A 24,875-nucleotide genomic window follows, 5' to 3' on the forward strand; every position below is an offset into this window, starting at 1 on the left:
AGGCCGGGTCGGATTGCTCCGCCCCGGCCCTGTTCTGCCTTAACGCCTGTCTCAGCGGTTCAGCGACGACCGCGCCGCTTCCGCATAGCGATGGCCCTGCGCCGCGCCCTTCGGGAAGACCGCCTCGATCCGCGACAGGTCTTCGGGCGTCAGCAACACCTCCGCCGCCGCGATATTGTCCTCCAGCGTCGGAATGCGGCGGGTGCCGGGGATCGGAACCAGATGCTCCCCCTGCGCCAGTACCCAGGCCAGGGCCAGCTGGGCGGCGGTGACACCCTTGTCGGCGGCGATGCCCTTCACGGCCTCGACGAGGTCGAGGTTCTTCTGGAAATTCTCGCCCATGAAGCGCGGATTGGTGCGGCGGAAGTCGCCCGGCTCCAGATCGTCGATCGACTTGATCTCGCCCGACAGGAAGCCGCGCCCCAGCGGGCTGTAGGGCACGAAGCCGATGCCCAGCTCCTCACAGGTGGCGAACAGGGCGTCCTCGGGCTCCCGGCTCCACAGCGAATACTCGGTCTGCAGGGCGGTGATCGGATGCTCGGCGTGGCCGCGACGCAGGGTCTCCGGCGAGGCTTCCGACAGGCCGAGGAAGCGCACCTTGCCCTCCTTCACCAGCTCGCCCATCGCCCCCACCGTCTCCTCGATCGGCGTGTTCGGATCGACCCGGTGCAGGTAGTACAGATCGACGTGGTCCATCCCCAGCCGCTGCAGGCTGCCCTCGATGGCGCGGCGCACATTGGCGGGCGATCCGTCCACGGCCAGCGCCGTCCGGTCCGCGTTCCAGCCGATGCCGAACTTGGTGGCCACGAAGGCCTTGTCACGCCGGTCCTTCAGCGCCGTCCCGACCTGCACCTCATTGGTGTAAGGGCCGTACATCTCGGCGGTGTCGAAGAAGGTCAGGCCCAGATCCAGCGCGCGGTGGATCACCGCCGTCGCCTGCGTCTCATCCGAGGGCGTCCCGTAGAAGGACGCCATGCCCATACAGCCCAGGCCGATGGCCGAAACCTCAGGGCCCGAACGACCCAGCTTGCGCGTCTTCATCTGCGCGTCTCCGACAATGTGAGGAAAGCCGGCGGGAACGTCCGCCGGTCCTTCGGAGATGGGCGCCGTTCAGCCTTATTTCAAGGCCGGGACGACATCCGTCCGCGCAAAGTCGTCGCCCTTGAACAACAGCGGCTCGCCGGTCTGCCGGGCCAGGGCGTAGGCGAGGCAGTCGCCGAAGTTCAGCGATGCCGGATGGTTGCCCTTGCCGAATTCCCTGTAGGCGACACGCGCAATATCAGCATGCTCGCGGGTCACGGCCACGACTTCCACTCTCGCCAAATTCAGCAACCGGTCGAAAGCCTTGGCCGCAAAGTCGTCTTTCGCCTTGCGATCAATGACCATGCCGCTCTCGAAATAGGTCGCCGCGGACATGCGCGGCGATCCGGACATCAGCTGCTCCAGCAACACTCCGCCCTCCGGCTCGCCGAAGATGATGGCGATCAGAGCGGAACTGTCGACGATCACGCCGGAAGTCCTGTTTCCGGATCGTACAGGAAGGCCGTGGGGTCCTCGTCCGGCCCCAAGGGCTCCAGATGCGCCCGCATTTCCCGGATCAGCGCCATAACCTCTTCGGCAGTCGCCTTGTGCGGCTCGGCCGGCTCACGCGCCAATTGCTCGCGCAAGGCGACGGTGACGGCGGTCGTCAGAGTCTCACCACGCCGCGCAGCAAGTTCGCGAGCCAGTCGATGGGTCTCAGGGTTCTTGATGTTCAGCATGGTAGAAAGCTTTCTACCACAAACGCCGATATTGCTAAAGCGCCGCGCAGGCCGTCTCCAGCCAAGCCTTGGCCTCGCCGTCCAGCAGCGGCCCGACCTTGCTCCAGACCTCGGCGTGATAGGCGTCCACATAGGCGCGCTCGTCGGCGGTCAGCAGATCGACATCGATCAGCTTGCGGTCCAGCGGCGCCAGCGTCAGCTGCTCGAACCCGTGCATCGGCCGCTCGCCGCCCGCGATGGCTTCCGGCGCCGTGACCACCTGCAGGGTCTCGATGCGGATGCCCCAGTGGCCTTCGCGATAGTAGCCGGGCTCGTTGGACAGGATCATTCCGGTCAGCAGCGGCTGGCTGTTCACCGCCTTGGCGATCCGCTGCGGCCCCTCGTGGACGCCAAGATAGCTGCCGACGCCGTGGCCGGTGCCATGGTCATAGTCGAAGCCCTGCATCCACAGCGGATAGCGCGCCATCGCGTCCAGCTGATGCCCTGTCGTCCCGGCCGGGAAACGCACCACGGCCATGGCGATATGGCCCTTCAGCACCAGGGTGAACATGCGGCGCTGGTCGGCGCTCGGCTCACCCACGGCCATGGTCCGGGTCACGTCCGTGGTCCCGTCCAGATACTGGCCGCCACCGTCCACCAGCAGCAGGCTGCCCTTCTCGATACGGCGGATCGTGCGCGTCACCGGCTTGTAGTGCGGCAGGGCCCCGTTCGGCCCCGCGCCCGCGATGGTGTCGAAGCTCAGGTCCTTCAGCGCGCCGGTCTCCTCGCGGAACCGCTCCAGCGTCTCGGCCACCTCACGCTCGTCCGGCAGGGTGTCCTGCGCGGTCGTATCGACCCAGTGCAGGAACCGGCTCAGGGCCGCGCCGTCGCGGATGTGGGCCTGACGCGAGCCCTCGATCTCGACTGCATTCTTCTGCGCCCGCGGCAGGGTGCAGGGATCCATCCCGCGCACCACCGTCGCTCCGGTCGCCTCGAGACGGTCGAAATACCAGGCCGACGACTGGCCCGGATCGACCAGCACCTTCTGGCCCGCCAGCGCATCCAGCGCGCCGTCCAGCGCCTCTGGCGCCTCCAGCGTCACCGCGTCGCCCAGCCAGCCCGGCAGTTCATTGGTCACCTTGCGCGGGTCCATGAACAGCTTCGCCGTCCCGTCCGTCTTCACAATCGCCTGCGACAGCGGCAGCGGCGTGCGGATCACGTCTCCGCCGCGAATGTTGAACAGCCAGGCGATCGACGACGGCGCGGTCAGCACCGTGGCGTCCGCACCTGCCTTCGCCACAGCCTGACCGATGCGCGCGCGCTTGGAGGCGCTGCTTTCGCCGGCGTATTTGTCGTCATGCGGCACGACCGGCGCCATCGGCTGGGCCGGGCGCTCGTCGCCCCAGGCCTGATCGACCGGATTGACCTCGACCGGCTTCAGCTCGGCCCCGGCCTTGGCCGCCGCCTTCTTCAGCACCGCCAGCGCATCCGGGCTATGCAGCCGCGGGTCATAGCCGATCACCGCCCCCTTGGGCGCGCGCTCCAGATAGGCGGGCACGCCGCCTTCCACGAGGTCCAGGATCTCGAACTGCGCCGCATCCACCTGCGCCCGCACCTGCACGGTGTAGCGACCGTCGGCGAAGACCGCCGCCCGGTCCGTCAGCACCACGCCCGCGCCCGCGGAGCCGGTGAAGCCGCTCACCCAGGCCAGACGATCATTGGCGGCGGGCAGGTATTCGTTCTGGTGCTCGTCCTCGTGCGGGACCAGCATTCCGTCCAGGCCCTGCTCGGCCATCTTCGCCCGCACGCGCGGAAGGTGCTTCGCCCCGAAGGACGGATCGGTGGTTTCGTCATAGGTCTGGCGCATGGCGGAGCCATAGCACCGCCTTGGCGACCGGTTCTAGTTCTGAGGCGCCGTCGGGCTCACGACAGCCGGTGCGGGCGTGGAGGGAACCGGCCGTTCGATCACCACCGGTTCGGTCGCCCTCGCTTCCGCAGCCCGCGCCTCGGCATCAGCCCGCGCCGCCTCCGCCGACGAGCGGGCGGCGTCGGCCCGGGCGATGTCGACACTGGCCTGCGCCCCGGCCACCTGACCGGCGATGGCGGCGCGATCGGCGTCCGCCTGGGCCGCGGCAGCCTCCGCCTGCGCTTCCAGCAGGGCGTCATCGGTCACCGGCGCCGGCCCACGTGCGAACAGGATCCACAGCACGGCGATCAGCACCAGCCCGCCGAGAATGCCCGCCACCCACCAGCCGGCGTTCGACTCGCGCACCACGACGGTCTCGACCGTCTCATTGGGCCCGCGCGTCACCACAGTCTCCCGAACGACAGTGTCGCCCGGCCTTACAGGTTCGAGGTTCGGATCGTAGTGAGTCACGTCTGCATCCTCCGGTTATGCGACCGAAACACGCAGACGGGATCGCCCGTTCCGTCGTTAACCCATCCGCCTCAGCACCAGCGCACTCCAGGCGTCGCGGTGGATGCGGCGCTCCAGTACGAAGCCGCGCGAGAGGTAGGCCGCCGTCACCCGGCGCTCCTGCGTCCGCAGCAAGCCTGACAGGATGGCCACCCCGCCGATATGCAGGGCCTCCTTGATGTCCTGCGACAGGGCCACCAGCGGCGGCGCCAGAATGTTGGCGAAGACCAGATCGTACGGCCCCTGGCTACGCACCTTGCGGTCGTTCAGGCCCGAGGCGTGGACGAAGCGGGCATTGGCCTGGTTGATGTGGGCGTTCTCATTGGCGATCCGCACCGACGGCGCGTCGATGTCCGTGCCGACGGCGACCTTCGATCCGGTCTTGGCGGCGGCGATGGCCAGCACGCCCGTGCCGCAGCCGACATCCAGCACCCGCTCGAAGCGCTCGCGCTTGAGCAGTTCGTCAAAGGCCATGAGGCAGCCGACCGTGGTTCCGTGGTGGCCGGTGCCGAAGGCGGCGCCCGCGTCGATCTTCAGGTTCACCCGGTTCAGCGGCACCCGGCCCTGATCGTGGGCGCCGTAGACGAAGAAGCGCCCGGCCTCGACCGGCGGCAGGCCCGACAGCGACATGGCCAGCCAGTCGGCGTCGGCCAGCTTCTCGACGATAACGGTCAGGCCGTCATGCGCCGACAGGGTCTGCTCGATGCCCTCGGCCTCCTCCTCGGTGGTCGGGAAGGCGTCGATGCGCCAGACGCCCTTGTCCTCGTCTTCTTCAAGGATCGAATAGGTCGCGCCTTCCAGCAGGACGTTTTCGTCCAGCGCCGAGGCTGCGGTTTCTGCAACAGCGCGGGGGCCGCGCGCGATAATCTGAACAGCGGACTCGGACATTTCTCAAACACCGCTATGATTGCGAATCGAGGGACGCGCTGGCGTGCTCTCCATCGCCAGCAAACGCAACATCATCCGAGGGGTCGGGGAATTCATGGCCAAAGCACCGTCTAAACCGAGTACCGCCGCCAAGCCGAAGGCGGCGACCGCCGCTTCCAAGCCGAAACCGGCGGCAAAGTCGAGCGCCGCGAAGCCGGCCGCTGCAAAGCCCGCCGCCAAGGCCGCCGCTCCCAAGGCTGCTGCTCCGGCCAAGAAACCCGCCGCCAAGCCGGCCGTGAAGACCTCGGCTCCGGCCAAGGCCGCTGCGCCCAAGGCCGCCGCCAAGCCTGCCGCCAAGGCAGCTCCGAAGGCTGCGGCTCCCAAGGCTGCCGCCAAGCCCGCCGCTGCGCCCAAGGCTGCTGCGGCTCCCAAGACCGTGAAGGCCGCGCCGAAGGCGGCTGCCGCCAAGAAGCCGGCTGCCGCCCCTAAGGCCGCCGCTGCGCCCAAGGCTGCTGCGGCTCCCAAGCCCGCCGCTGCTCCGGCTCCGGTCGCCGCCCCGGCGCCCGCGCCGACCCCGGCTCCGGCCGCCGCTGCTGCTCCGGCGGCTGCGCCTGCCGCCGCTCCGGCCGCCAAGCCGGCCGAGAAGGGCTTCTTCGGCAAGCTGCTCGACGCGATCTTCGGCGCCAAGTAAACGCCGTCTGAAATGAAGAAGGCCCCGGAGATCGCTCTCCGGGGCCTTTTTCGTGTCCGCTGTTCGGCGGCTTATTCCGGCAGGTCTTCCGCCAGGATCGCCATTTCGAACATGAAGCTGCCCGCCTCATCCTCGTCCTCGAAGACCACGCCGATGAACTCGTCGCCGACATAGACCTCGGCCGAATCCGCCGGCTTGCCGCGCGGCTTCACGATGATGCCGCCGGTGTTGAAGGTGCGCTTCAGGTGCGTCTCGACGCGCTTCATGTCGTTGGCGTTCATGGGGTGTCCTCGGTGTCCGTGAATTGGCGCGGACCCTAGAGAAAGGGGCGCGGGAGGGGAAGACCTGTCTCACTCGCGAGCGCCGGAGCCGCCCCCTCCACCACGCTTCGCGCGGTCCCCCTCCCCACCTTCGGTGGAGAGGTGAGCACAGCTATTCACCTCTCCACGCAGTGGGGAGGTGGCTCGACGGTGAAGCCGGAGAGACGGAGGGGGCGGCGCGGGCGACGAAGAGCGCGCGCCAATCTCTCAGATCACGAAGTCATACACGATGTCGGCCAGCGTATGGTCCATCGTCCGGGCGGGGGTCGCCTCGGTCGGGCAGTTGACCAGCCGCGCCGGCACGCCCGCCACGGTGCAGCCCGCCGGAACCGGCTTCAGCACCACCGAACCCGAGGCCACCTTGGCGTAATCGCCGACGGTGATGTTGCCCAGCACCTTGGCGCCCGCGCCCAGCAGCACGCCCTTGCCGATCTTCGGGTGACGGTCGCCACGGTCCGCGCCGGTGCCACCCAGGGTCACGCCGTGCAGCATGGAGACCTCATCCCCGACCACCGCCGTCTCGCCGATGACGATGCCGGTGCCGTGGTCCAGGAACAGGCCCGCGCCCATCCGGGCCGCCGGATGGATGTCGATCTGGAACAGTTCGGACATCCGGCTTTGCAGGTGGAAGGCCAGGGTGTCGCGCCCCTGCGTCCACAGCCAGTGCGCCACGCGGTGCGCCTGCAAGGCCTGGAAGCCCTTGAAATAGAGGAAGGGCTGCAGCAGCGAGCGGATCGCCGGATCGCGCTCCGACACCGCCTGCAGATCGGCTTCGGCGGCCGCCACGATCGACGGGTCCGCCTCGAAGGCGTCGCGGCAGACTTCGCGGATCGACATGGCGCCCAGCTCGGCGTCGCCCATCTTGCGCGCGATCTGGAAGCTCAGGGCCGAGGCCATGTCGGCATGCGACAGGATCACCGCATTGACCAGCGAGGCCAGCGACGGCTCGGCGCGCGCGGCGTCCTCGGCGGCGGACCGCAACAGGGTCCAGGCGTCCGGCTCGGCGGCGACGACCTCCAGCTTGGGCATCACGGGCTCCATCAGGCGATCATACGCTGGCCAGCATGGCCTCCGCCAGTTCGGGCGGCAGTTCGCCCTCTCGCGCCATATGGTAGGCCCGAAGCACTGTCGCGAGGGTAAACATGTCGCGGATCGACCCGCGCCCGATCTCGCGCAGCAGATCGCCGAACGGCACGCGGATCACGCGGATGATCTCCGTCTCGTCCGGCGCGACCGGAACCTCGGTGAAATCCCACGCCAGCCAGGCCATGGCCCGCTCGTCGGTGATCGAGTTCGACATCTCGGCCCGATAGGCCAAGGTCCATTGCGCCGCGGCCAGACCGGCCTCCTCGGCCAGTTCGCGCTTCGCCCCTTCCAGAGGATCTTCGCCATAGGGCGCGCCGCCTTCGGGCATCTCCCACGACCAGTTCATCAGGGCGAACCGCTGCTGACCCACCAGCGTCACCGTCCCGTCCGCATGCAGGGGGAGCACGCCCACCGACATGTTCTGCGGCCGCATGACCATATAGTCGGCCTTGTGCCCCGTCGGCGCCGTCGCATCGTGCCGGGTCAGCTTCATCCATGGGCTCTCGAAGAAGACGCTGTGCCCTGCATCCTGCCACGGCGGCGGGCGATCGCTTCCATCGTCCCACAACGGGGTCGGGCGGTCCTTGTCGAAGGCGTCACGGGAGTCGGTCATGCTCCGGGTATGGCGCCCCGGCGCGCGGACGACTAGCTACACCTCATGACCGATACCGATCTGGGCGCCGCCCTGCCCCTCCCTGTTGCCTCCGCCGACTTCGCGGACCGTCTCGCCCGCCGTCGTTCGGCCCCGGCCCAGAGCCTGACCGGCCCCGGTCCGTCGCGTGAGGAGATCGAGCGCATCCTCCTGCTCGGCGCCCGCACCCCCGATCACGGCAAGCTCTTCCCCTGGCGCTTCGTGGTGCTGGGTCCGCAGGCCCGCGCCGATCTGGCCGAAAAGCTGCTGCCGCTCGCCGACGCCCAGCCCGGCGCCGACAAGGCCCGCAAGGTTCTCAGCAAGCTGACCGCCCCGCCCCTGACCATCCTCGTCATCGCCTCCCCGGTCGACAGCCAGAAGGTCCCGGTCTGGGAGCAGCACCTGTCCGCGGGCGCGGTCTGCATGAACCTGGAGCACGCCGCCAATGCGTTGGGCTATTCGGCCAGCTGGATCACCGATTGGTACAGCTATGACGCCGGGGCGGTTGAGCTGTTCGGGGTGCGTGAAGGCGAGCTGATCGCGGGTTTCATCCACATCGGAACCCTGGCCGAGGCGCCGCTGGAGCGTCCGCGCCCCGACGTCGCCGCCATCACCGAGTGGAAACTCTAGGCGAAGACGCTCAGGGCCTGCAGGCTGGTCGCCAGGCCGAACAGGATCGTCGTCGCCACCAGGGCGACCACCAGACCGATCTCGACCGCATCCCGCTTCATGTCGGGAAGGTTGCGGGATTCGCGTTAACAAACTACCTATGCGCGCTCGCCGGCCACATAGCGCGCGTGCAGCAGGGGCTTGCCCAGCCAGTAGCAAAGCTCGGCTGGCCGGCTGATGTCCCAGACCGCGAGGTCCGCCGCCTTGCCGACCGCGATGGTCCCCACATCGGTCAGCCCCAGCGCCTTCGCCGCCACCCGCGTCGCCCCGGCCAGCGCCTCCTCCGGCGTCAGGCGGAACTGCACGCAGGCCAGGTTCAGCGCCGCCGTCATCGACGCCACCGGCGAGGTACCCGGATTGCAGTCCGTCGCCACCGCCATCTGAACCCCGTGCTCACGGAACAGGGCCACCGGCGGCAGGGTCGTCTCACGCAGCATCAGGAAGGCGCCCGGCAACAGCACCGCGACCACACCCGCCTCGGCCATGGCCTTCACCCCCGGCTCGGTCGTGTGCTCCACATGGTCCGCCGACAGGGCGTTGTATTTCGCCGCCAGCGCGGCCCCGCCGCCGTCCGACAGCTGATCCGCATGCAGCTTGACCGGCAGGCCCAGCGTCCTCGCCTTCTCGAAGAGGCGCGACACTTCTTCGGTCGTGAAGGCGATCGGCTCGCAATAGGCGTCGACCATGTCGACCAGCCCCTGCGCATGCGCCTCTGGCAAAATCCCGTCGATGGCCAGATCGACATAGGCGCCGCGATCCGCCTTCAGTTCAGGCGGCACCGCGTGCAGGCCCAGATAGCTGGTGCGGACCCGCACCCCTGCCTCGCGTCCGATCCGCCGCGCCACGCGCAGCATGGCCAGTTCGCTGTCGCGGTCGAGGCCATAGCCCGACTTGATCTCCACCGTCGTCACGCCGGTGGCCTTCAGCCCCTCCAGCCGCGACAGGGCGCTCGCATAGAGTTCTTCCTCCGACGCCGCCCGCGTGGCCTTCACCGAAGAGACGATGCCGCCCCCCGCCCGGGCGATCTCCTCATAGGTCGCCCCGCCCAGCCGCTGTTCGAACTCGCCCGACCGGTCGCCGCCGAACACCAGATGCGTATGGCAGTCGATCAGCCCCGGCGTGACCCAACGCCCGCCCAGTCCTTCCACGACATCCGCTTCCGGCGCCTCCGCCCTCGGCCCGACCCAGTCGATCTTGCCGTCGCGGATCAGGATGGCCGCGTCCTCGATCGCGCCATAGGCCGCGCCGCCCACCCCCGTGAAAGCGGGGGCCATGGTCGCCACATGGCAATCGGTCAGCAGAAGAGTGCTCATCGGGCCTCCGGGCGCGCGGGAGAGAAGCGGGCGACCAGATCATAGGCCTGCCCGGGGAAGGTCTGCCACGCCCAGGTCACGCCCCGGCCGTCGGCCCAGGTCCGGCGCTCCAGCTTCAGGCAGGCCTCGCCCGCCGCCAGATCCAGCCGCAGGGCCGTCTCCCGGTCCGCCGCCACCGCCGCGATCCGGTGCTCGGCCTCGGTCCACGGCGCCCGTTTCAGCAGCCAGCCGCCCGGTGACACGGTCTCGAAACTCTCGGCTCCAGCCTCCGGCGTCGCCTCCAGCCCGATCAGGCGCCGCTCCAGCGCGAAGGGCGCGCCGTCGGCCCGGTGCAGGCAGGCCACCGCCACCACCCGCTCGCCCAGCCAGCGCTCCTCGTCCGTCGCCGCCCGCTCGGACCGCTCCAGCCGCTCATAGCCATAGGCCATGCCGCGCGCCGCGATCTCGGCGGCGATGTCGGGAATGTCCAGCACGGCCGAATGCACCGGCGGCCGCGCCACCACCGACCCGGCCCGGCGCCGCCGCACGATCAGCCCCCGCGCCGACAGGTCGGTCAGCGCCTTGGACACCGTCATCCGCGCACAGCCGTACTCAGCCTGCAGCTCGGCCTCGGTCGGCACCCGCGCGCCGGGCTGCCATTCGCCCGACAAGATGCGCCGTTCGATGTCCGCGCCGATCCGGCGATGCAGCGAACTCATCCGCCCAGCACGGCGTCCAGAGCCCGGCGATAGCGCGCCTCGAGGACGTCCCGGCCCACATGGCGGCCGTTCTCGACCACCACCCGGCCCCGCCGCCAGACCGTGCGGATCGCCCGCTTCGGCCCGGCGAACACCAGACTGTCCAGCAGGGCGTCATCGCTCCGGCCCGCATAGGCCAGATCGTCCGTCTCCAGCGAGACGAAGTCCGCCGCCTGCCCGACCGCGATCCCGGTTGTCCCCTGCGTCGCCTGCGCCCCGCCCGCCAGCGCGCGCCGGTACAGGGTCCCGCCGGTCGAGGCTTCCTTGTCCGCCAGCACCGCCCGCCCGCGCCGCGTCAGCCGCTGGCTGTATTCCAGCGCCCGCAACTCGCCCGCCGCGTCGATCAGCACGTTCGAGTCGGTCCCGACCCCGTACGCCCCGCCCTGCGCGAAGAAGTCCACCGCCGGGAAGACGCCGTCGCCCAGATTGGCCTCCGTCACCGGGCACAGGCCCGCGACCGCGCCGCTCTTCGCCATCCGCGTCGTCTCGTCCGCCGTCAGATGGGTCGCGTGGATCAGGCACCAGCGCCGGTCCAGCCCGACATTGTCCAGCAGCCACTGCACCGGCCGCGCCCCCGACCAGGCCAGACAGTCGTCGACCTCCTTGGTCTGCTCCGCCGCATGGATATGCACCGGCCCGTCGCCGGCCATCGGCACGACCGCCGCGATCTCCTCCGGCGTCACCGCCCGCAGGCTGTGCGGGGCCACACCGACCACGGCGTCCGGCAGCGCCGAGGCGATCCTGCGGCTTTCATCCATCAACTTCGCAAAGCCGTCGATGTCATTGATAAAGCGCCGCTGTCCGTGCGCAGGCGGCGTCCCGCCGAAGCCCGCGTGGGCGTAGAAGACCGGCAGCAGGGTCAGGGCGATTCCGGTCGCGTCCGCCGCCGCCGCGATCCGTCCGGCCAGCTCGCCCCGGTCGGCATAGGCCCGCCCGTCCGGGTCATTGTGCAGATAGTGGAACTCGCCGACGCGGGTGAAGCCGCCCTCCAGCATCTCGGCGAAGGCCAGGGCCGTGATCGCCTCGATCTCCTCCGGCCCGCCCCGGTCGAGGAAGCGGTACATCAGCGCCCGCCAGGACCAGAAGTCGTCGCCCTCGTTCGGTCCGCGCTCCTCGGTCAGCCCCGCCATGGCCCGCTGGAAGGCATGGCTGTGCACGTTCGACAGCCCCGGCAGAACCACGCCCAGATCGGCCTCGCCCGGCGCCTGCACGGCGTCCGTCTCCACCGCCGAGACCGCCCCGTCCGCGACAGTGATCCTCACATTCCCGGCCCAGCCCTGCGGCAGCAGGGCGCGGCGGAAGAACAGGCTGTGGGCGGCGGTTTCCGGCACTGGACAACTCTCCATCGACCCGAATATGTCTATACATAATCGAGACACTGACAAGACGGAGGCGAGCATGAGCGACTGGCTGACGGTGACGCCCGGCGACGCTCCCCTGATCGTCGCCTTCCCCCACACCGGAACGGACATCCCGGCGGCCGTCGAGGCCCGCATGGTCGACCCCTGGCGCGCCCGCAAGGACGCCGACTGGTGGATCGACCGCCTCTACGCCTTCGCCACCGAACTGGGCGCCACCACGGTTCGCACCGCCATTTCGCGCAGCGTCATCGACGTGAACCGCGATCCCTCGGGCCAGTCCCTCTATCCGGGCATGACCACCACGGGTCTCTGCCCCACCGAGACCTTCGACGGCGAGCCCCTCTACAAGCCCGGTCAGGAGCCTGACGCGGTCGAGATCGAGGCCCGCCGCACCGAGTTCTTCGATCCCTACCACGCCGCCCTGACCGCCCAGATCGAGCGCCTGTCGGCCAAGGGCCCGGTCGTCCTCTACGACGCCCACTCGATCCGCTCGCACGTCCCGCGCCTGTTCGACGGCCAGCTGCCGCAGTTCAACATCGGCGACAACGGCGGCGTCACCTGCGATCCGGCCCTGACCGCCGCCGTCGAGGCCGCCTGCATCGCCTCGGGCGACAGTCACGTCGTCAACGGCCGCTTCAAGGGCGGCTGGACCACCCGGCACTACGGCCAACCCGCCAAGGGAACCCACGCCATCCAGATGGAGCTGGCCTGCCGGGGCTATGTCGATGAGCCGTCGGAGATGACCGCCGCGACCTGGCCCACGCCTTTCGACGCGGCCCGCGCTGCCCCGATCACGCGCACTCTGCGCGACGTCCTCACCGCCGCCCGCGACTTCGCGATCAGCCAGCGAGCCTGACCATGACTTCCAACGCCCGTATCGTCCGCGCCCCGCGCGGCACCGAGATGACCGCGAAAACCTGGGCCGCCGAAGCCGCCCTGCGCATGATGATGAACAACCTCGACCCCGAGGTGGCCGAACGCCCCGAAGACCTCGTCGTCTACGGCGGCATCGGCAAGGCGGCCCGCAACTGGCAGGCCTTCGACACCATCGTCGAACAGCTTCGCGCGCTCGAGGCCGACCAGACCCTGCTGGTCCAGTCGGGCAAGCCGGTCGGCGTCTTCCGCACCCATGCCGACGCCCCGCGCGTCCTGATCGCCAACTCCAACCTCGTCCCCAAATGGGCGACCTGGGATCACTTCAACGAGCTCGATAAGAAGGGCCTGGCCATGTACGGCCAGATGACCGCCGGCTCGTGGATCTACATCGGCACCCAGGGCATCGTTCAGGGCACCTATGAGACCTTCATGGAGGCCGGACGCCAGCACTACGGCGGTGACTGGTCGGGCAAGTGGATCCTGACCGCCGGCCTCGGCGGCATGGGCGGCGCCCAGACGCTGGCGGCCACCATGGCGGGCGCCTCCTGCCTCGCCATCGAGTGCCAGCGCAGCCGGATCGAGATGCGCCTGCGCACCCGCTACCTCGACGTCATGGCCGAGACGCTGGACGAGGCGCTGGCCCTGATCGAACAGTCGAAGATCGACAAAAAACCGATCTCTGTCGGCCTCTTGGGCAATGCGGCTGAAGTTTTACCTGAACTGGTCAAGCGCGGCGTCCGCCCCGATCTGGTCACCGACCAGACCAGCGCCCACGACCTCGTCAACGGCTACCTGCCCATGGGCTGGACGGTCGCCGAGTGGGAGGCCAAGCGCCAGTCCGACCCCGCCGCCGTCGAGGCCGCCGCACGCAAATCCTGCGCCGTCCACGTCCAGGCCATGCTCGATTTCGAGGCCATGGGCATCCCGGTCACCGACTATGGCAACAACATCCGTCAGGTCGCCTTCGACGCGGGCGTGACCAACGCCTTCGACTTCCCCGGCTTCGTCCCGGCCTACATCCGCCCCCTCTTCTGCCGCGGCGTGGGCCCCTTCCGCTGGGCGGCCCTGACCGGCGATCCGGAGGACATCCGCAAGACCGACGCGGCGATGAAAAAGCTCTTCCCCGACAACGCGGGCCTGCACCGCTGGCTCGACATGGCGGGCGAACGCATCGCCTTCCAGGGCCTGCCCGCCCGCATCTGCTGGATCGGTCTGGGCGCCCGCCACCGCGCGGGCCTGATGTTCAATGAGATGGTCGCGTCGGGCGAGCTCAGCGGCCCCATCGTCATCGGCCGCGACCACCTCGACTCCGGCTCCGTCGCCAGCCCGAACCGCGAGACCGAGGCCATGCAGGACGGCTCCGACGCCGTCTCCGACTGGCCCCTGCTCAACGCCCTGCTCAACACCGCCTCGGGCGCCAGCTGGGTGTCCCTGCACCACGGCGGCGGCGTCGGCATGGGCTACAGCCAGCACTCGGGCGTCGTCATCGTCGCCGACGGCACCCCCGAAGCCGCCGCCCGCCTCGAACGCGTCCTCTGGAACGACCCCGCCACCGGCGTCATGCGCCACGCCGACGCCGGCTATGACATCGCCAAACAGGCCGCCCGCGAGCATGGCCTCAATCTGCCGAGCCTGAAGTAAGCCTTATGACCCACATCACCATCGGCTCCGCCCCGCTCACCCTGCCGCAGCTCCGCGCCGTCATCGAAGGCCCCGTCACGGTCAGCCTGACCGATGCCGCCTGGACCGATGTCGAACAGGGCGCCGCCGTCGTCGCCGCCATCCTCGCCGAGGGCCGCACCGTCTATGGCATCAACACCGGCTTCGGCCTGCTGGCCAACACCAGCATCGCGCCGGAAGATCTTGAAACTCTTCAGAAGAACCTCGTCCTCAGCCACGCCTGCGGCGTCGGCCCGCTGCTCTCCGACGAGGTCACCCGCCTGCTGCTGGTGCTGAAGATCGCCAGCCTGTCCAAGGGCGCTTCGGGCGTCCGTCGCGGCACGCTGGAGGCCCTGATCGCCCTGGTGAACGCCGACATCCTGCCGTCCATCCCGTCCAAGGGTTCGGTCGGCGCCTCGGGGGATCTGGCCCCGCTGGCCCACATGTCCTGCGTCCTGATCGGCGTCGGCGAGGCCCGCCAGAACGGCGAAGTCCTGTCCGCCGAGGCCGCCCTCGCCCGCGTCGGCCTCAAGCCCGTCGTGCTGGGTCCCAAGGAAGGCCTGGCCCTGCTCAACGGCACCCAGTGCTCGACCGCGCTCGCGCTGGCGGGCCTGTTCGCCGCCGAGGCCGTCTTCGCCGCAGGCATCGCCGCCGGCGCCCTGTCGGTCGATGCGCTCAAGGGCTCGGACGCCCCGTTCGATCCGCGCATCCACGCCCTGCGCGGCCAGCCCGGCCAGATCGACGTCGCCGCCCGCCTGCGCGCCCTGATCAACGGTTCGGCCATCCGCGACAGCCACCGCCATGACTGCGCCAAGGTGCAGGACCCCTACTCCCTGCGCTGCCAGCCGCAGGTGATGGGCGCCACCCTCGACGTCCTGCGCAACGCCGCCGCCATGCTGGTGCGCGAGGCCAACGCCGTCACCGACAATCCGCTGGTTTTCATCGAGGACGGCGACGTCATCTCGGGCGGCAACTTCCATGCCGAACCCGTTGCTTATGCTGCGGATCAGATCGCCATGGCCCTGTGCGAGATCGGCAACATCTCTGAGCGCCGCACCTCCATCCTCGTCGATCCGAAGATGAGCGAACTGCCCGCCTTCCTCGTCAAGGAAAGCGGCCTGAACTCCGGCTTCATGATCGCCCAGGTCACCGCCGCCGCCCTCGTGGCCGAGAACCGCATGGTCGCCCACCCCTGCGTGATCGACACCGTGCCGACCAGCGCCAATCAGGAAGACCACGTCTCCATGGCCACCCACGGCGCCCGCCGCCTGCTCGACATGGCCGAGAACACCGCCACCGTCGTCGGCATCGAACTGCTGGCCGCCGCGCAAGGGTTGGACTTCCACCGCCCGCTGACCAGCTCCCCCGATCTGGAGAAGGTCTGGAGCATCGTCCGCGAAGCCGCCGAGCCCTACGCCTCGGACAAGTACTTCGCTCCGGACATCGAGCGGGCCACCGCCACCGTCCGCGCGGGTCGGTATCGCGTGTTCGCCGCGGACCTGCTGCCGTCCGCGTAATACATAAGGGTCGGCTGTCAGCATTCGGCGTAAGCCGCCCCCCTTGTCATCCCGGACGAGCGCAGCGAGATCCGGGACGCGGCGCATTTCTCTTCAAATCCCTCCCGGAAAGCGCACAGCGCTTATCCGGGAGCAGGGTTGGGTCTGGGTCCGCCTGTCGCCCGGCTCAGCCCTGAAGGGCTGTCCGGGCGCGGAGCATTGAATGCCGGCGCCGTCCCGGCTCTCCGCTTCGCTCCGGCCGGGATGACAAGAGGCCCTTCGGCGCCCCTACGTCCAAAAACGACGCACCGGCATGCCAGACTGCATTCTGGTCTTTGACATCACGGTTGAACCACCGCCCGCACACCCCGCCTCAGGCGAATTTGTGCACTATGTGCACTCCATTTTTTTTCGAGTGCACTTTTCAGTCCTGCAGCGGCGCCCGCGCCAGCGCTGTCAGATTGGCCGAGCCGGTGCAGAAGCAGACCGTCCTCAGTTGCCGGATCACCGTCTGGAAATGCTCGACCACCGCCTCGGTCGAGACGGTCGCCGCCTGCAGCACCCCGGCCGCCTGACCGACCATGTCGGCGCCCAGCCGGATGGCCTTGGCCGCGTCGACGCCGTCGCGGATCCCGCCCGAGCCGATGATCAGCGTCCGGGGACAAGCCGCCCGCGCCTGGGCGATCGCCTGCGCCGTCGGAAGGCCCCAGTCGGCGAAGGCGGCGGCATGCGCCCGATCCGCCTCCGTCCCGGCCCGCTCGCCCTCGACCAGCGCCCAGTTCGAGCCGCCGGCCCCGGACACGTCCAGCGCCGCCACGCCCATCTCGGCCAGACGCTTCGCCGTCGCGGCCGAGAGGCCGGCTCCGGTCTCCTTGACCACCACCGGAAAGTCCGCCGCCCGCACCAGCGCCTCCAGCGCAGCGCCCACGCCCCACCAGTCGCGGTCGCCCTCGGGCTGGCAGGCTTCCTGCAGCGGATTCAGGTGCACGATCAGGGCGTCTGCGGCGATCATGTCCACGATCCGCCGCGCCTCGTCCGGGCCCACGCCGCGGGTCAGCTGGGCGGCGCCGATATTGGCCAGGATCGGCGTGTCCGGCGCCTTCAGGCGCAGGCTCATGTCCAGCCCCGGCGTCGGCTCATCCGCCTCCAGCGCCGCCCGCTGTGACCCCACAGCCAGGGCGATGCCGAGGGATTGCGCGGCCTCGGCCAGGCGGGCGTTGATCGCCTCGGCCCGCGACGGCCCGCCGGTCATGGAGCTGATCAGCAGCGGCGCCTTCAGCCGTCGCCCGAGGAAGTCCGTCCCGAGATCGATCTTGCCGTAGTCGAGGTCCGGCAGCGCCTCGTGGACGAAGCGCACCGCCTCCAGCCCGGTCCCCCGCCCGTGCCGGGCCTTGCCGGACAGGATCACATCCAGATGCTGGTCCTTGCGGGCGAGGATGTCGGACGGGGGAAGATCGGACATGGGCGGCGCTCCGGCCGTCAGGGCTGTTTCTCGACGATCAGGGCATAGGCGCCCGTCTGGCCCTGCTGGAAGGTGCCGGCGCGGATTTCGAACGTGCCGTCCTCCGGCGCGGTCCACTCCAGCTTGGAGTGGGTGTCCGACAGGCCGTCGTCATCCGAACCCAGCCCCTCGAACCCGCCGCTCTCGGTCGGTCGGCCGATGATGATGAAGCTGTCCACCTCGTTGGAGACCATCTTGATCACCAGCTTCTCGTCTTCCTTCAGCGTGACGCGGTAGGCGTCATAGAAGCTGTTGTCGTCGGCGGTGGCGTCGGTCTCGGTCAGCACGCCGCGCGCGGTGGAGCCGACCAGCAGGCTGCCCGGCTGGGGCTGCGGCCCACGGTCCTGAAGCTCCAGCGAGTAGAGCCCCTCCCCGTCCGAGCCCAGCGGCGAGGCGCGCAGCACATAGCGGCCGTCGCTCGGCAGGGTGAAGCTCAGGCGCGAATCCGTCCCCTCGCCCAATCCGTCGTCATCCGACGCCAGCGCCGAGAAGTCGCCCTCGGCATTGCCGATCTGCAGATAGGTGTCGAAGTCGCCCGAACGCATGATGGCCCGGATACGCTGGCCCTCGCGACCCTCGAATACGAAGGCGTCGAAGCCGCGATCGTCGTCGTCGCGGGAGTCGTTCTCGTCGATCTCGCCCTGAAGGGTCGCGCCGAAGGCCAGCGACTGCGGCGGCTTCTCCGGCTCCACCTCGGTGAGGTTCAGGCGATAGGCGCCGGTGGATTGAGAGAAGGCCCGGGCCTCGATGACGTAGGAGCCGGTCTTGGGCAGGGTGAAGACCAGTCGCGAGTTGGTGCCCTCCGGCCCGCCGTCGTCGTCCGTCGCCAGACTGGTCTGTTCGTCGTCGAACAGCTCGATATAGGTGTCGAAGGCGCTCGAGGTCATGTCGATGCGAACCCGCTGCCCCTCGCGGCCGCTGAACCGGTAGGCGTCGGCATAGCCGCCATTGGCGCTGCGCCCGTCGGTCTCGGTCAGCTCACCCCGGACCTCCTGGCCGATCCGGATGTCCCTCGCCTCCACCGGCGGCGGGCCCTCCGACAGGGTCAGGCTGTAGCCGCCCTTGCCGCCGGCGCTCAGCGGCGTCGCGCGGATGACGTAGTCTCCGGTCTCCGTCAGGGTGAAGACCAGACGGGAGTTCAGGCCCGAATCCGGACCATCGTCATTGTAGGCCAGCTCCGAGAAGACCCCGTTCACGGTCCGGCCCAGCCGAACCAGCGGGTCGAAGTCCTCGGCATCCAGCGCGATCGACACCCGGTCGCCGCTGCGACCGCTGAAGGTCCAGGCCTGATAGGCGACGCCTTCGTCGTTCTCCGGGGAGTCATCCCCGATCTCGCCCTCGACGGTCTGGCCCAGGGTGATCGCCTGCGGGGCCGGTTCCGGTTCGGCCGGTCCGCGCTCGGTCAGGCTCAGGCTGTAGGCGCCGCCGTCCAGACCCGAGATCGGGCGGGCGCGCACCACATAGACCCCGTCGGTCGGCGCGGTGAAGCGCAGGCGGGAGTTCAGGCCTTCGCCCAGTCCGTCATCGTCGCTGGCCAGAGGCTCGCCGTTCTCGTCCTCGCCCTGCTTCTGCACCTGCAGATACGAATCGAAGGCCTCGGACCGCATGACGACCTCGAACCTCTGACCGGCCACGGCGGTGATGGCGAAGCTGTCATAGCGGTAGGCGTCGTCCGGCGCGGTCGCATCCCCCTCCGCGATCTCGCCCTCGATCTGGTCGCCGGGCGCCAGCGGCGTGGGCTCCTGGGCGAAGGCAGGCCCGGCAAGGGCGGCGGCGATCGCCAGACTGCTGACGGCGGCGAGAATGGTCTTACGGCGCATACGGAGTCCTCGTGGAGTCGGAGGTGATCATAGACGCCGAACCCGCCCCTCTGTAAATCGCGCGGACCGCACGATTCCTGACGACCGGAGCCGAGACCCCCATGACGGCCGAACCCGCCCGCGCGACCCTGATTGACGGCAAGGCCTTCGCGGCCGGGCTTGTGGAGCGGGTCGCCGCCGCCTCAGCGCGGCTTGAATCCGCCCATGGCGTGAAGCCAGGACTGGCCGTGGTCATCGTCGGCGAAGACCCCGCCAGCCAGATCTACGTCCGCAACAAGGGCGAAACGACGCAGCGGGCCGGAATGCGCTCCGACACCCACCGGCTGCCCGAGACCACGACACAGGCCGAGCTTCTGGGCCTGATCGCCGACCTGAACGCCGACGCGGGCATCCACGGCATTCTCGTCCAGCTGCCCCTGCCCGGCCATATCGACAGCAGCACGGTCCTCGACGCCATCAGCCCGGACAAGGACGTCGACGGCTTCCACGTCGTCAACGCCGGCCGTCTGGCCGTCGGCTTGCCGGGCATGGTCCCCTGCACCCCGCTGGGCTGCATCATGCTACTGCGCGCCGAGCTGGGCGACCTGACCGGGCTGAACGCCGTGGTCGTGGGCCGCTCCAACATCGTCGGCAAGCCGATGGCCCAGCTACTGCTGGCCGAGAGCTGCACGGTCACCATCGCCCACTCGCGCACCCGCGACCTGCCCGCCCTGTGCCGCACCGCCGACATCGTGGTCGCCGCCGTGGGCCGTCCCGAGATGGTCCGCGGCGACTGGATCAAGCCGGGCGCCACGGTCATCGACGTGGGCATCAACCGCGTGCCTTCGAAAGACCCGGTCAAGGCCGCCGAGGGCAAGACCCGCGTGGTCGGCGACGTCGCCTTCGACGAGGCCGCCGCCGTGGCCGGTCGCATCACTCCGGTGCCCGGCGGCGTAGGCCCCATGACCATCGCCTGCCTGCTGGCCAACACCTACACCGCCGCCTGCCGCAGCGCGGGTGTGGACGCCGAGTCGCTGGACGCTTGAACCGGAGCCGGTCCGGCCCAATAGTCTCTTGCAACGCTGTCTGAGGAGACGCCGATGATCCGGATTTCGCCCCGCCTTGCGGCCGTCGCCGCCGTGGTGGTTCTCGCCCCCGCCGTCACCGGCTGCGGCATCAATGCGATCCCGACGAAGGAAGAAGCGGCAAAGGCGCGCTGGGCGGACGTCCAGTCGCAGTACCAGCGCCGGGCCGACCTGATCCCCAACCTTGTCTCCACCGTGCAGGGCGCGGCGGTGCAGGAGCGCACGACCCTGACGCAGGTGATCGAGGCCCGCGCCCGCGCCACCAGCGTCCAGGTCACGCCCGAGACCCTGAACGACCCGCAGGCCTTCCAGCGTTTCCAGGCCGCGCAGGGCGAGCTCTCGCAGGCCCTGTCCCGTCTGCTGATGGTCACCGAGAACTATCCGCAGCTGCAGTCGAACCAGAATTTCCTCGCCCTCCAGTCCCAGCTCGAAGGCACCGAGAACCGCATCGCGGTGGCGCGGCGCGACTACAACGAGGCCGTCCGCGACTACAATACGACCCTGCGCGTCTTCCCGACCGCGATCTGGGCCGGGACGATCCATAGCGGCTCGCGGCCGATGCAGGCCTTCACCGCCACCGAGGCCGCCCAGACCGCGCCGAACGTCAACTTTGACGCCCTGAACCCGGCCACGCCGCCGCCCGCCGCGGCGCCCGGCTCGGCCCCGCCCGCTTCGCCCGCGCCGGCTGCGCCGGCCCAGTGATCCCGCGCCTCCAGGACGGGCGGATGGCGCGCCTCGCCGCGATCCTCGCGGTCGCGTTCGCCGCCCTGTGGCTCGCGACCGCCCCGGCCCTGGCCCAGTCGGCGCCCCATTTCCCACCTCTCACCGGCCGGGTCGTCGATCAGGCCGACCTGCTGTCCCCCGCGACCGAGGCGGCGCTGACCAGCAAGCTCGCGGCCTTGGAGCAGACCACGACGGATCAGGTGGTCGTCGCCACCGTCCCCGATCTGCAGGGCCGCGAGATCGAGGAATACGGCTATCAGCTGGGCCGCGCCTGGGGCATCGGGCAGTCGGGAAAGAACAACGGCGTCGTGCTGCTGATCGCCCGTGACGAACGCCGCGTCCGCATCGAGGTCGGCTACGGCCTTGAGCCGGTGCTGACCGACGCCCTCTCGGCCCTGATCATCCACGACGAGATCCTGCCCGCCCTGCGCGACGGCGACTTCGACCGTGGCGTCACCGACGGCGTGGACGCCATCGACGCCCAGCTTCGGCTCGATCCGGCCGAGGCGCAGGCGCGCGCGGCGACCGCCGAGCGCCCCCGCTCGGGCGCGCCGATCGGTCCGGCCATCCTGATCGTGGTCGTCTTCCTGTTCCTGGCGCTGGGCCTGATCGGCAGCATCGGCGGGCGGGGACGACGGCGGCGCGGCAATGGCGTGGCTCCCGTCCTGATCTGGGCCGCCAGCGAAGCCCTGCGCAACAGCAGCCGTGGCGGTCGTGGCGGCGGCGGGGGCTGGAGCGGTGGCGGCGGCTTCGGCGGCGGCGGCGGGAGTTTTGGCGGCGGAGGCGCTTCGGGCGGATGGTGATCACGACAACCCCCGACATCCAGAGCCGCATCGCCTCGGCGATCGCGGCGGCGGAGGCGAACACCTCCGGCGAGATCTTCTGCGTGCTGGCCCGCAAGGTGTCGTCCTACCGCGACGTCTCGCTGGCCTGGGCGGCGGCGGCGGCCCTCATCCTGCCGCTGGGGCTGGTCCCGCTGGGCTTCGAACCCCGCTGGGTGCCCGGCCTGTCCTCCGGCTGGGAGGCGTCCCACCTCGCCGCGCGCGAGGCGACCATCGGTCAGGCGGTCACCGCCTATGCGCTGATTCAGGCGGCGACCTTCCTGATCGTCTTCCTGCTGACCTGCATCCCGGTGGTGCAGCGCCTGGTCACGCCCCGCAATGTGCGCCGGGCGCGGGTGCACAAGGCGGCCATGCAGCAGTTCCTCGCCCACGGCCTGCACGTCACCGAGGCGCGCACGGGCGTCCTGCTGTTCGCCTCTCTGGCCGACCACCAGGTCGAGGTCATCGCCGACAGGGGCATCCATTCGAAGGTCGACCAGACCGTCTGGGCCGACGCGGTCGAAGCCCTGTCGAAGGGGCTCAAGCGCGATGACGCTGTCGCCGGCTTCGAGGCCGCCGTCGGCCTGTGCGGCGCCGTTCTGGCCGAACATTTTCCGCCATCGTCACGGGATCGCAACGAGATCGAGGACAAGCTGGTTATTATCTGAGCGAGCAGCGCCCCCTTGGGGTCGCAATCAGGGTCCACAGCCCTGACCGCCCGCGTGGCCAGCCCGGAATGTCATGCCCCGCCTTATGACCTACAATGTCCATCGCTGCGTCGGCGTGGACCGAAAACTGGATGTCGCCCGGGTCGCCGCGGTGATCGCCGAGTACGAACCGGACATCGTCTGCCTGCAGGAACTGGATGTGGGCCGCGCCCGCACCGGCTTCGTCGATCAGGCCAGCACCATCGCCGCCCGGCTGGAGATGAGCTACCATTTCCACCCCGCCATGCGGGTGGAAGCCGAGCTCTATGGCGACGCCATCCTGACCCATCTGCCCGAGCGGCTGGTCAAGTCCGGCGGCCTGCCGACGGTGCGGGGCGTGCCGGGGCTGGAGCCGCGCGGGGTGCTCTGGACGGCGGTGCAGATCGGGGATGCGACCCTGAACGTCTTCAACACCCATCTGGGTCTGGTGCCGCGCGAGCAGCGGCTGCAGGCGGCGGCGCTGGTCGGCGAGCAGTGGCTGGGCCATCCGGACTGCACCGGCCCGACCCTGCTGACCGGCGACTTCAACGCCACCTCGATCACTCGCCCCTATCAGACGCTGACCCGCAAGCTGGCGGATTGCCAGCGCACCCTGGGCCTGAAGCCTTCGGTGAAGACCTTCCCGTCCAGCTTCCCGGCGATCCGCATCGACCACTGCTTCACCAGCCCCGAGGTGGTGGTGACCGGGGTCACCGCCCCCTTCTCACCCCTCGCCCGGATGGCGTCGGATCACCTGCCGCTGATCGTGGACTTCGAGATCAGGCCGTCCTGACCGGCTGCCGGCGATGCGACAGGGCCCGCCGCTTCCACGGCCGGAAGGCGTCGCGCATCGAGGTCGGATCGCCCAGCTGGAACTCGGCGATGATCTGCTCGACCCGCGACGGCGGCGTGGCGCCGAGGACCTGCATTCGCCCGGTGTCAAACCGCTGCACCGCCGCCCCGACCGAGCCCGTCAGTTCCTCGCTGGCGGCGAAGGCGTCGGCGTCCACCCCGATCCAGTGCCCCAGCGTCCGGTGCCGGAAGCGCCGGATCGCCGCCCGCCCGGCCTCCGTGGCCGGCGCGACAGCCACGTCGCACTCGGTATCGAAACCCAGCGACCGGTTGTTCAGATTGGTCGAACCGATCCGCAGGATCTCGTCGTCATAGATCGACATCTTGGCGTGGACGATGATCCGGTCCCCCTGGGCCGTATGCGGCGCGAAGGCGAAGAAGCGGTTGTTCCGGTCCGCCTGCTCCAGCCGGAACAGGACTTCCGAGCGCGCCGTGTCCATGGTCAGTCGGTCAAACCAGCTGGGGCTTCCGGCGGTCGAGACCAGCACCACCTCCGGTCCGTCCCACTCCGCAAGCCGTTCAGCCAGGGCCGCGGCGATCACCGGCGAGGTGAAATACTGGTTCTCCAGATAGATCAGCTTCTTCGCCCGTCGGATGGCGTCCAGGTGCAGGGCTTCGTTCTCGCGGGTCTCGTTCCACTGACCGAACTCCGGCTCGGTGCGGGCGATGGCCATCGGGGCGTCGAGGATATCCGGCTCGACCCCGTCCGGCCACGGATCGCCCGGCGCATCCTCGACAATGGTCCGCTCGTCCGTCGCCCGATACCAGCGGTCCCGCGCCAGATCGCCCAGCGCGCGGGCGGCCGGTCCATCGACCACGCACATCACCTCGTGCCGCGCCGGGGCGATGAGGCCGGAGGGCATGCACCGCCGGGGGTCGCCATCCAGATGCTCGTCGCAATCCCAGCGATCAACCGACACATCGCCGCCGCCGCAGAAGGCCACCTTGTCGTCGATGATCACCACCTTCTGGTGATGACAGGCGCCTGGCGCCGGCGGCGGGTCCAGCCGGAACTCGACCATCCGCTTGCGGAACCAGTTCTGGGCCCGATGCGGGAAGAAGCCCTGCGACGCCGCGATGACCAGCGGCGATTTCCAGATCAGCAATCGCACATCCAGCTCCGGACGCGACTTCACCATCATGCGCAGGAGGTGGCCGATCTCGTCGGTCGGACCGGGGTCGGCGATGTCCGGATGCAGTCGGGTGCGCGGATCGAACTGCCATCCCAGCAGGACGACCGACCGCTCCGCCTTATCCAGCGCCGAACGCAGGGCGGCGAAATAGGCGGCGTTCTCCATCAGCACGGCGAACCGGCTCGCCGTCTCCACGCGCCAGCAGTTCCGGCCGGGGGAAAACAGGCTGTCGTCGTGCTTTTCCATACTGCTACGCCTGACCGATTCGCATGACGAGAGCGTGTGCATCCCCTGCCGGGAGACACGCGCCGCGCACTTCCGTTCCATGTGGCCACACCAACGGTCAATGGTGACGCTTTGTTCATCTCTGGCGCATTGTTTCGCGAAAGATTTGGGCGCATAACAGCGTCCGTC

25 protein-coding genes are annotated in these 24,875 nt (G+C 69.5%); 10 read left to right on the plus strand and 15 right to left on the minus strand.

Features of this window, described 5'->3' with window-relative positions; translation table 11 throughout:
* Positions 1-51 precede the first annotated feature (51 nt).
* From ACFQQC_RS15275 to ACFQQC_RS15300, 6 genes are all read right to left on the minus strand, one after another.
* Positions 52-1,041 (minus strand): aldo/keto reductase, encoded by a 990-nt coding sequence (locus tag ACFQQC_RS15275; protein WP_376863349.1) that lies wholly within the window; start codon positions 1,039-1,041, stop codon positions 52-54.
* A 75-nt stretch (positions 1,042-1,116) separates the two neighbouring features.
* Positions 1,117-1,509, minus strand: coding sequence for a type II toxin-antitoxin system VapC family toxin (locus ACFQQC_RS15280; RefSeq protein ID WP_376863350.1), 393 nt, complete (start codon positions 1,507-1,509; stop codon positions 1,117-1,119).
* Positions 1,506-1,760, minus strand: coding sequence for a type II toxin-antitoxin system VapB family antitoxin (locus ACFQQC_RS15285; RefSeq protein ID WP_376863351.1), 255 nt, complete (start codon positions 1,758-1,760; stop codon positions 1,506-1,508). Before ACFQQC_RS15285 ends, ACFQQC_RS15280 begins: the two co-directional genes overlap by 4 nt.
* 34 nt (positions 1,761-1,794) lie before the next feature.
* Positions 1,795-3,606 (minus strand): aminopeptidase P family protein, encoded by a 1,812-nt coding sequence (locus ACFQQC_RS15290; RefSeq protein WP_376863352.1) that lies wholly within the window; start codon positions 3,604-3,606, stop codon positions 1,795-1,797.
* 33 nt (positions 3,607-3,639) lie between these two features.
* The gene (locus tag ACFQQC_RS15295; protein WP_376863353.1) at positions 3,640-4,116 is read right to left on the minus strand and encodes a hypothetical protein; all 477 of its coding nucleotides are present in this window, start codon (positions 4,114-4,116) and stop codon (positions 3,640-3,642) included.
* A 57-nt stretch (positions 4,117-4,173) separates the two neighbouring features.
* Entirely contained in the window at positions 4,174-5,043 is an 870-nt protein-coding gene (locus tag ACFQQC_RS15300) for a 50S ribosomal protein L11 methyltransferase (protein WP_376863354.1), read from the minus strand.
* Between the two features lie 94 nt (positions 5,044-5,137).
* On the opposite strand from ACFQQC_RS15300, the gene ACFQQC_RS15305 reads away from it, so the two are divergent.
* On the plus strand, positions 5,138-5,713 hold the full coding sequence (locus ACFQQC_RS15305) for a hypothetical protein (protein WP_376863355.1): 576 nt from the start codon (positions 5,138-5,140) through the stop codon (positions 5,711-5,713).
* Positions 5,714-5,784: 71 nt separating this feature from the next.
* Here ACFQQC_RS15305 and ACFQQC_RS15310 read toward each other — a convergent pair whose 3' ends face one another.
* The 3 genes from ACFQQC_RS15310 to ACFQQC_RS15320 all read right to left on the minus strand — a co-directional run bounded on the left by ACFQQC_RS15310 (position 5,785) and on the right by ACFQQC_RS15320 (position 7,732).
* Entirely contained in the window at positions 5,785-5,994 is a 210-nt protein-coding gene (locus ACFQQC_RS15310) for a DUF3126 family protein (protein ID WP_376863356.1), read from the minus strand.
* A gap of 246 nt (positions 5,995-6,240) precedes the next feature.
* Entirely contained in the window at positions 6,241-7,062 is an 822-nt protein-coding gene (gene cysE, locus ACFQQC_RS15315; protein WP_376863357.1) for a serine O-acetyltransferase, read from the minus strand.
* 19 nt (positions 7,063-7,081) lie between these two features.
* Positions 7,082-7,732 (minus strand): NUDIX domain-containing protein, encoded by a 651-nt coding sequence (locus tag ACFQQC_RS15320; RefSeq protein ID WP_376863358.1) that lies wholly within the window; start codon positions 7,730-7,732, stop codon positions 7,082-7,084.
* Positions 7,733-7,777: 45 nt separating this feature from the next.
* Between ACFQQC_RS15320 and ACFQQC_RS15325 the strand changes: the two genes are divergently transcribed.
* Complete coding sequence (locus ACFQQC_RS15325; RefSeq protein WP_376863359.1) at positions 7,778-8,380, plus strand: nitroreductase; 603 nt, start codon at positions 7,778-7,780, stop codon at positions 8,378-8,380.
* 137 nt (positions 8,381-8,517) lie between these two features.
* Here the strand turns inward: ACFQQC_RS15325 and hutI are convergent, their stop codons facing one another.
* The 3 genes from hutI to ACFQQC_RS15340 are packed head-to-tail and all read right to left on the minus strand — an operon-like array spanning position 8,518 to position 11,815.
* Positions 8,518-9,732 carry an imidazolonepropionase gene (hutI, locus tag ACFQQC_RS15330; RefSeq protein ID WP_376863360.1) on the minus strand — a complete coding sequence of 405 codons (1,215 nt, stop codon included), beginning with the start codon at positions 9,730-9,732 and terminating at the stop codon, positions 8,518-8,520.
* Positions 9,729-10,430, minus strand: a complete 702-nt coding sequence (hutC, locus tag ACFQQC_RS15335) for a histidine utilization repressor (protein WP_376863361.1) — start codon at positions 10,428-10,430, stop codon at positions 9,729-9,731. The genes hutI and hutC overlap by 4 nt, the downstream gene beginning before the upstream one ends.
* Positions 10,427-11,815: a formimidoylglutamate deiminase gene (locus ACFQQC_RS15340; protein ID WP_376863362.1), complete on the minus strand. Its 1,389-nt coding sequence runs from the start codon at positions 11,813-11,815 to the stop codon at positions 10,427-10,429. Before ACFQQC_RS15340 ends, hutC begins: the two co-directional genes overlap by 4 nt.
* 52 nt (positions 11,816-11,867) lie before the next feature.
* Here ACFQQC_RS15340 and hutG point away from each other — a divergent pair, with 52 nt between their 5' ends.
* The 3 genes from hutG to hutH are packed head-to-tail and all read left to right on the plus strand — an operon-like array spanning position 11,868 to position 15,882.
* Positions 11,868-12,686 (plus strand): N-formylglutamate deformylase, encoded by an 819-nt coding sequence (gene hutG, locus ACFQQC_RS15345; protein ID WP_376863363.1) that lies wholly within the window; start codon positions 11,868-11,870, stop codon positions 12,684-12,686.
* Between the two features lie 2 nt (positions 12,687-12,688).
* The gene (gene hutU / locus ACFQQC_RS15350) at positions 12,689-14,347 is read left to right on the plus strand and encodes a urocanate hydratase (RefSeq protein ID WP_376863364.1); all 1,659 of its coding nucleotides are present in this window, start codon (positions 12,689-12,691) and stop codon (positions 14,345-14,347) included.
* Positions 14,348-14,352: 5 nt separating this feature from the next.
* A complete protein-coding gene (hutH, locus tag ACFQQC_RS15355; RefSeq protein WP_376863365.1) occupies positions 14,353-15,882 on the plus strand; it encodes a histidine ammonia-lyase in 1,530 nt (509 codons plus the stop codon).
* Positions 15,883-16,285: 403 nt separating this feature from the next.
* Here hutH and fni read toward each other — a convergent pair whose 3' ends face one another.
* Entirely contained in the window at positions 16,286-17,323 is a 1,038-nt protein-coding gene (fni, locus tag ACFQQC_RS15360) for a type 2 isopentenyl-diphosphate Delta-isomerase (protein ID WP_376863366.1), read from the minus strand.
* Between the two features lie 17 nt (positions 17,324-17,340).
* On the minus strand, positions 17,341-19,182 hold the full coding sequence (locus ACFQQC_RS15365) for a PPC domain-containing protein (protein WP_376863367.1): 1,842 nt from the start codon (positions 19,180-19,182) through the stop codon (positions 17,341-17,343).
* A 101-nt stretch (positions 19,183-19,283) separates the two neighbouring features.
* On the opposite strand from ACFQQC_RS15365, the gene folD reads away from it, so the two are divergent.
* The 5 genes from folD to ACFQQC_RS15390 all read left to right on the plus strand — a co-directional run bounded on the left by folD (position 19,284) and on the right by ACFQQC_RS15390 (position 23,269).
* A complete protein-coding gene (folD, locus tag ACFQQC_RS15370) occupies positions 19,284-20,207 on the plus strand; it encodes a bifunctional methylenetetrahydrofolate dehydrogenase/methenyltetrahydrofolate cyclohydrolase FolD (protein WP_376863368.1) in 924 nt (307 codons plus the stop codon).
* A 54-nt stretch (positions 20,208-20,261) separates the two neighbouring features.
* Complete coding sequence (locus ACFQQC_RS15375; RefSeq protein WP_376863369.1) at positions 20,262-20,948, plus strand: LemA family protein; 687 nt, start codon at positions 20,262-20,264, stop codon at positions 20,946-20,948.
* A gap of 23 nt (positions 20,949-20,971) precedes the next feature.
* Positions 20,972-21,772: a TPM domain-containing protein gene (locus ACFQQC_RS15380; RefSeq protein WP_376863370.1), complete on the plus strand. Its 801-nt coding sequence runs from the start codon at positions 20,972-20,974 to the stop codon at positions 21,770-21,772.
* Positions 21,766-22,458, plus strand: coding sequence for a TPM domain-containing protein (locus ACFQQC_RS15385; protein ID WP_376863372.1), 693 nt, complete (start codon positions 21,766-21,768; stop codon positions 22,456-22,458). Before ACFQQC_RS15380 ends, ACFQQC_RS15385 begins: the two co-directional genes overlap by 7 nt.
* Before the next feature lie 73 nt (positions 22,459-22,531).
* On the plus strand, positions 22,532-23,269 hold the full coding sequence (locus tag ACFQQC_RS15390) for an endonuclease/exonuclease/phosphatase family protein (RefSeq protein ID WP_376863373.1): 738 nt from the start codon (positions 22,532-22,534) through the stop codon (positions 23,267-23,269).
* On the opposite strand, the gene ACFQQC_RS15395 is transcribed toward ACFQQC_RS15390, so the two are convergent.
* A complete protein-coding gene (locus ACFQQC_RS15395; protein WP_376863374.1) occupies positions 23,256-24,707 on the minus strand; it encodes a phospholipase D-like domain-containing protein in 1,452 nt (483 codons plus the stop codon). The two genes, ACFQQC_RS15390 and ACFQQC_RS15395, sit on opposite strands and share 14 nt — an antisense overlap.
* Between the last annotated feature and the right edge of the window lie 168 nt (positions 24,708-24,875).

This window comes from Brevundimonas sp. GCM10030266, from assembly GCF_042666595.1.
Lineage (GTDB): Bacteria > Pseudomonadota > Alphaproteobacteria > Caulobacterales > Caulobacteraceae > Brevundimonas.

Excerpts from the sequence above, each read along its gene's own strand:
- ACFQQC_RS15300 (WP_376863354.1), bottom strand. The coding sequence starts at position 5,043 with ATGTCCGAGTCCGCTGTTCAGATTATCGCGCGCGGCCCCCGCGCTGTT.
- hutC (WP_376863361.1), bottom strand. The coding sequence starts at position 10,430 with ATGAGTTCGCTGCATCGCCGGATCGGCGCGGACATCGAACGGCGCATC.
- ACFQQC_RS15325 (WP_376863359.1), top strand. The coding sequence starts at position 7,778 with ATGACCGATACCGATCTGGGCGCCGCCCTGCCCCTCCCTGTTGCCTCC.
- hutU (WP_376863364.1), top strand. The coding sequence starts at position 12,689 with ATGACTTCCAACGCCCGTATCGTCCGCGCCCCGCGCGGCACCGAGATG.
- folD (WP_376863368.1), top strand. The coding sequence starts at position 19,284 with ATGACGGCCGAACCCGCCCGCGCGACCCTGATTGACGGCAAGGCCTTC.
- ACFQQC_RS15375 (WP_376863369.1), top strand. The coding sequence starts at position 20,262 with ATGATCCGGATTTCGCCCCGCCTTGCGGCCGTCGCCGCCGTGGTGGTT.
- hutG (WP_376863363.1), top strand. The coding sequence starts at position 11,868 with ATGAGCGACTGGCTGACGGTGACGCCCGGCGACGCTCCCCTGATCGTC.
- ACFQQC_RS15365 (WP_376863367.1), bottom strand. The coding sequence starts at position 19,182 with ATGCGCCGTAAGACCATTCTCGCCGCCGTCAGCAGTCTGGCGATCGCC.
- hutH (WP_376863365.1), top strand. The coding sequence starts at position 14,353 with ATGACCCACATCACCATCGGCTCCGCCCCGCTCACCCTGCCGCAGCTC.
- ACFQQC_RS15340 (WP_376863362.1), bottom strand. The coding sequence starts at position 11,815 with ATGGAGAGTTGTCCAGTGCCGGAAACCGCCGCCCACAGCCTGTTCTTC.
- ACFQQC_RS15385 (WP_376863372.1), top strand. The coding sequence starts at position 21,766 with ATGGTGATCACGACAACCCCCGACATCCAGAGCCGCATCGCCTCGGCG.
- hutI (WP_376863360.1), bottom strand. The coding sequence starts at position 9,732 with ATGAGCACTCTTCTGCTGACCGATTGCCATGTGGCGACCATGGCCCCC.
- fni (WP_376863366.1), bottom strand. The coding sequence starts at position 17,323 with ATGTCCGATCTTCCCCCGTCCGACATCCTCGCCCGCAAGGACCAGCAT.
- ACFQQC_RS15290 (WP_376863352.1), bottom strand. The coding sequence starts at position 3,606 with ATGCGCCAGACCTATGACGAAACCACCGATCCGTCCTTCGGGGCGAAG.
- ACFQQC_RS15395 (WP_376863374.1), bottom strand. The coding sequence starts at position 24,707 with ATGGAAAAGCACGACGACAGCCTGTTTTCCCCCGGCCGGAACTGCTGG.
- ACFQQC_RS15305 (WP_376863355.1), top strand. The coding sequence starts at position 5,138 with ATGGCCAAAGCACCGTCTAAACCGAGTACCGCCGCCAAGCCGAAGGCG.
- ACFQQC_RS15275 (WP_376863349.1), bottom strand. The coding sequence starts at position 1,041 with ATGAAGACGCGCAAGCTGGGTCGTTCGGGCCCTGAGGTTTCGGCCATC.
- cysE (WP_376863357.1), bottom strand. The coding sequence starts at position 7,062 with ATGCCCAAGCTGGAGGTCGTCGCCGCCGAGCCGGACGCCTGGACCCTG.
- ACFQQC_RS15380 (WP_376863370.1), top strand. The coding sequence starts at position 20,972 with ATGGCGCGCCTCGCCGCGATCCTCGCGGTCGCGTTCGCCGCCCTGTGG.
- ACFQQC_RS15320 (WP_376863358.1), bottom strand. The coding sequence starts at position 7,732 with ATGACCGACTCCCGTGACGCCTTCGACAAGGACCGCCCGACCCCGTTG.
- ACFQQC_RS15285 (WP_376863351.1), bottom strand. The coding sequence starts at position 1,760 with ATGCTGAACATCAAGAACCCTGAGACCCATCGACTGGCTCGCGAACTT.
- ACFQQC_RS15310 (WP_376863356.1), bottom strand. The coding sequence starts at position 5,994 with ATGAACGCCAACGACATGAAGCGCGTCGAGACGCACCTGAAGCGCACC.
- ACFQQC_RS15390 (WP_376863373.1), top strand. The coding sequence starts at position 22,532 with ATGCCCCGCCTTATGACCTACAATGTCCATCGCTGCGTCGGCGTGGAC.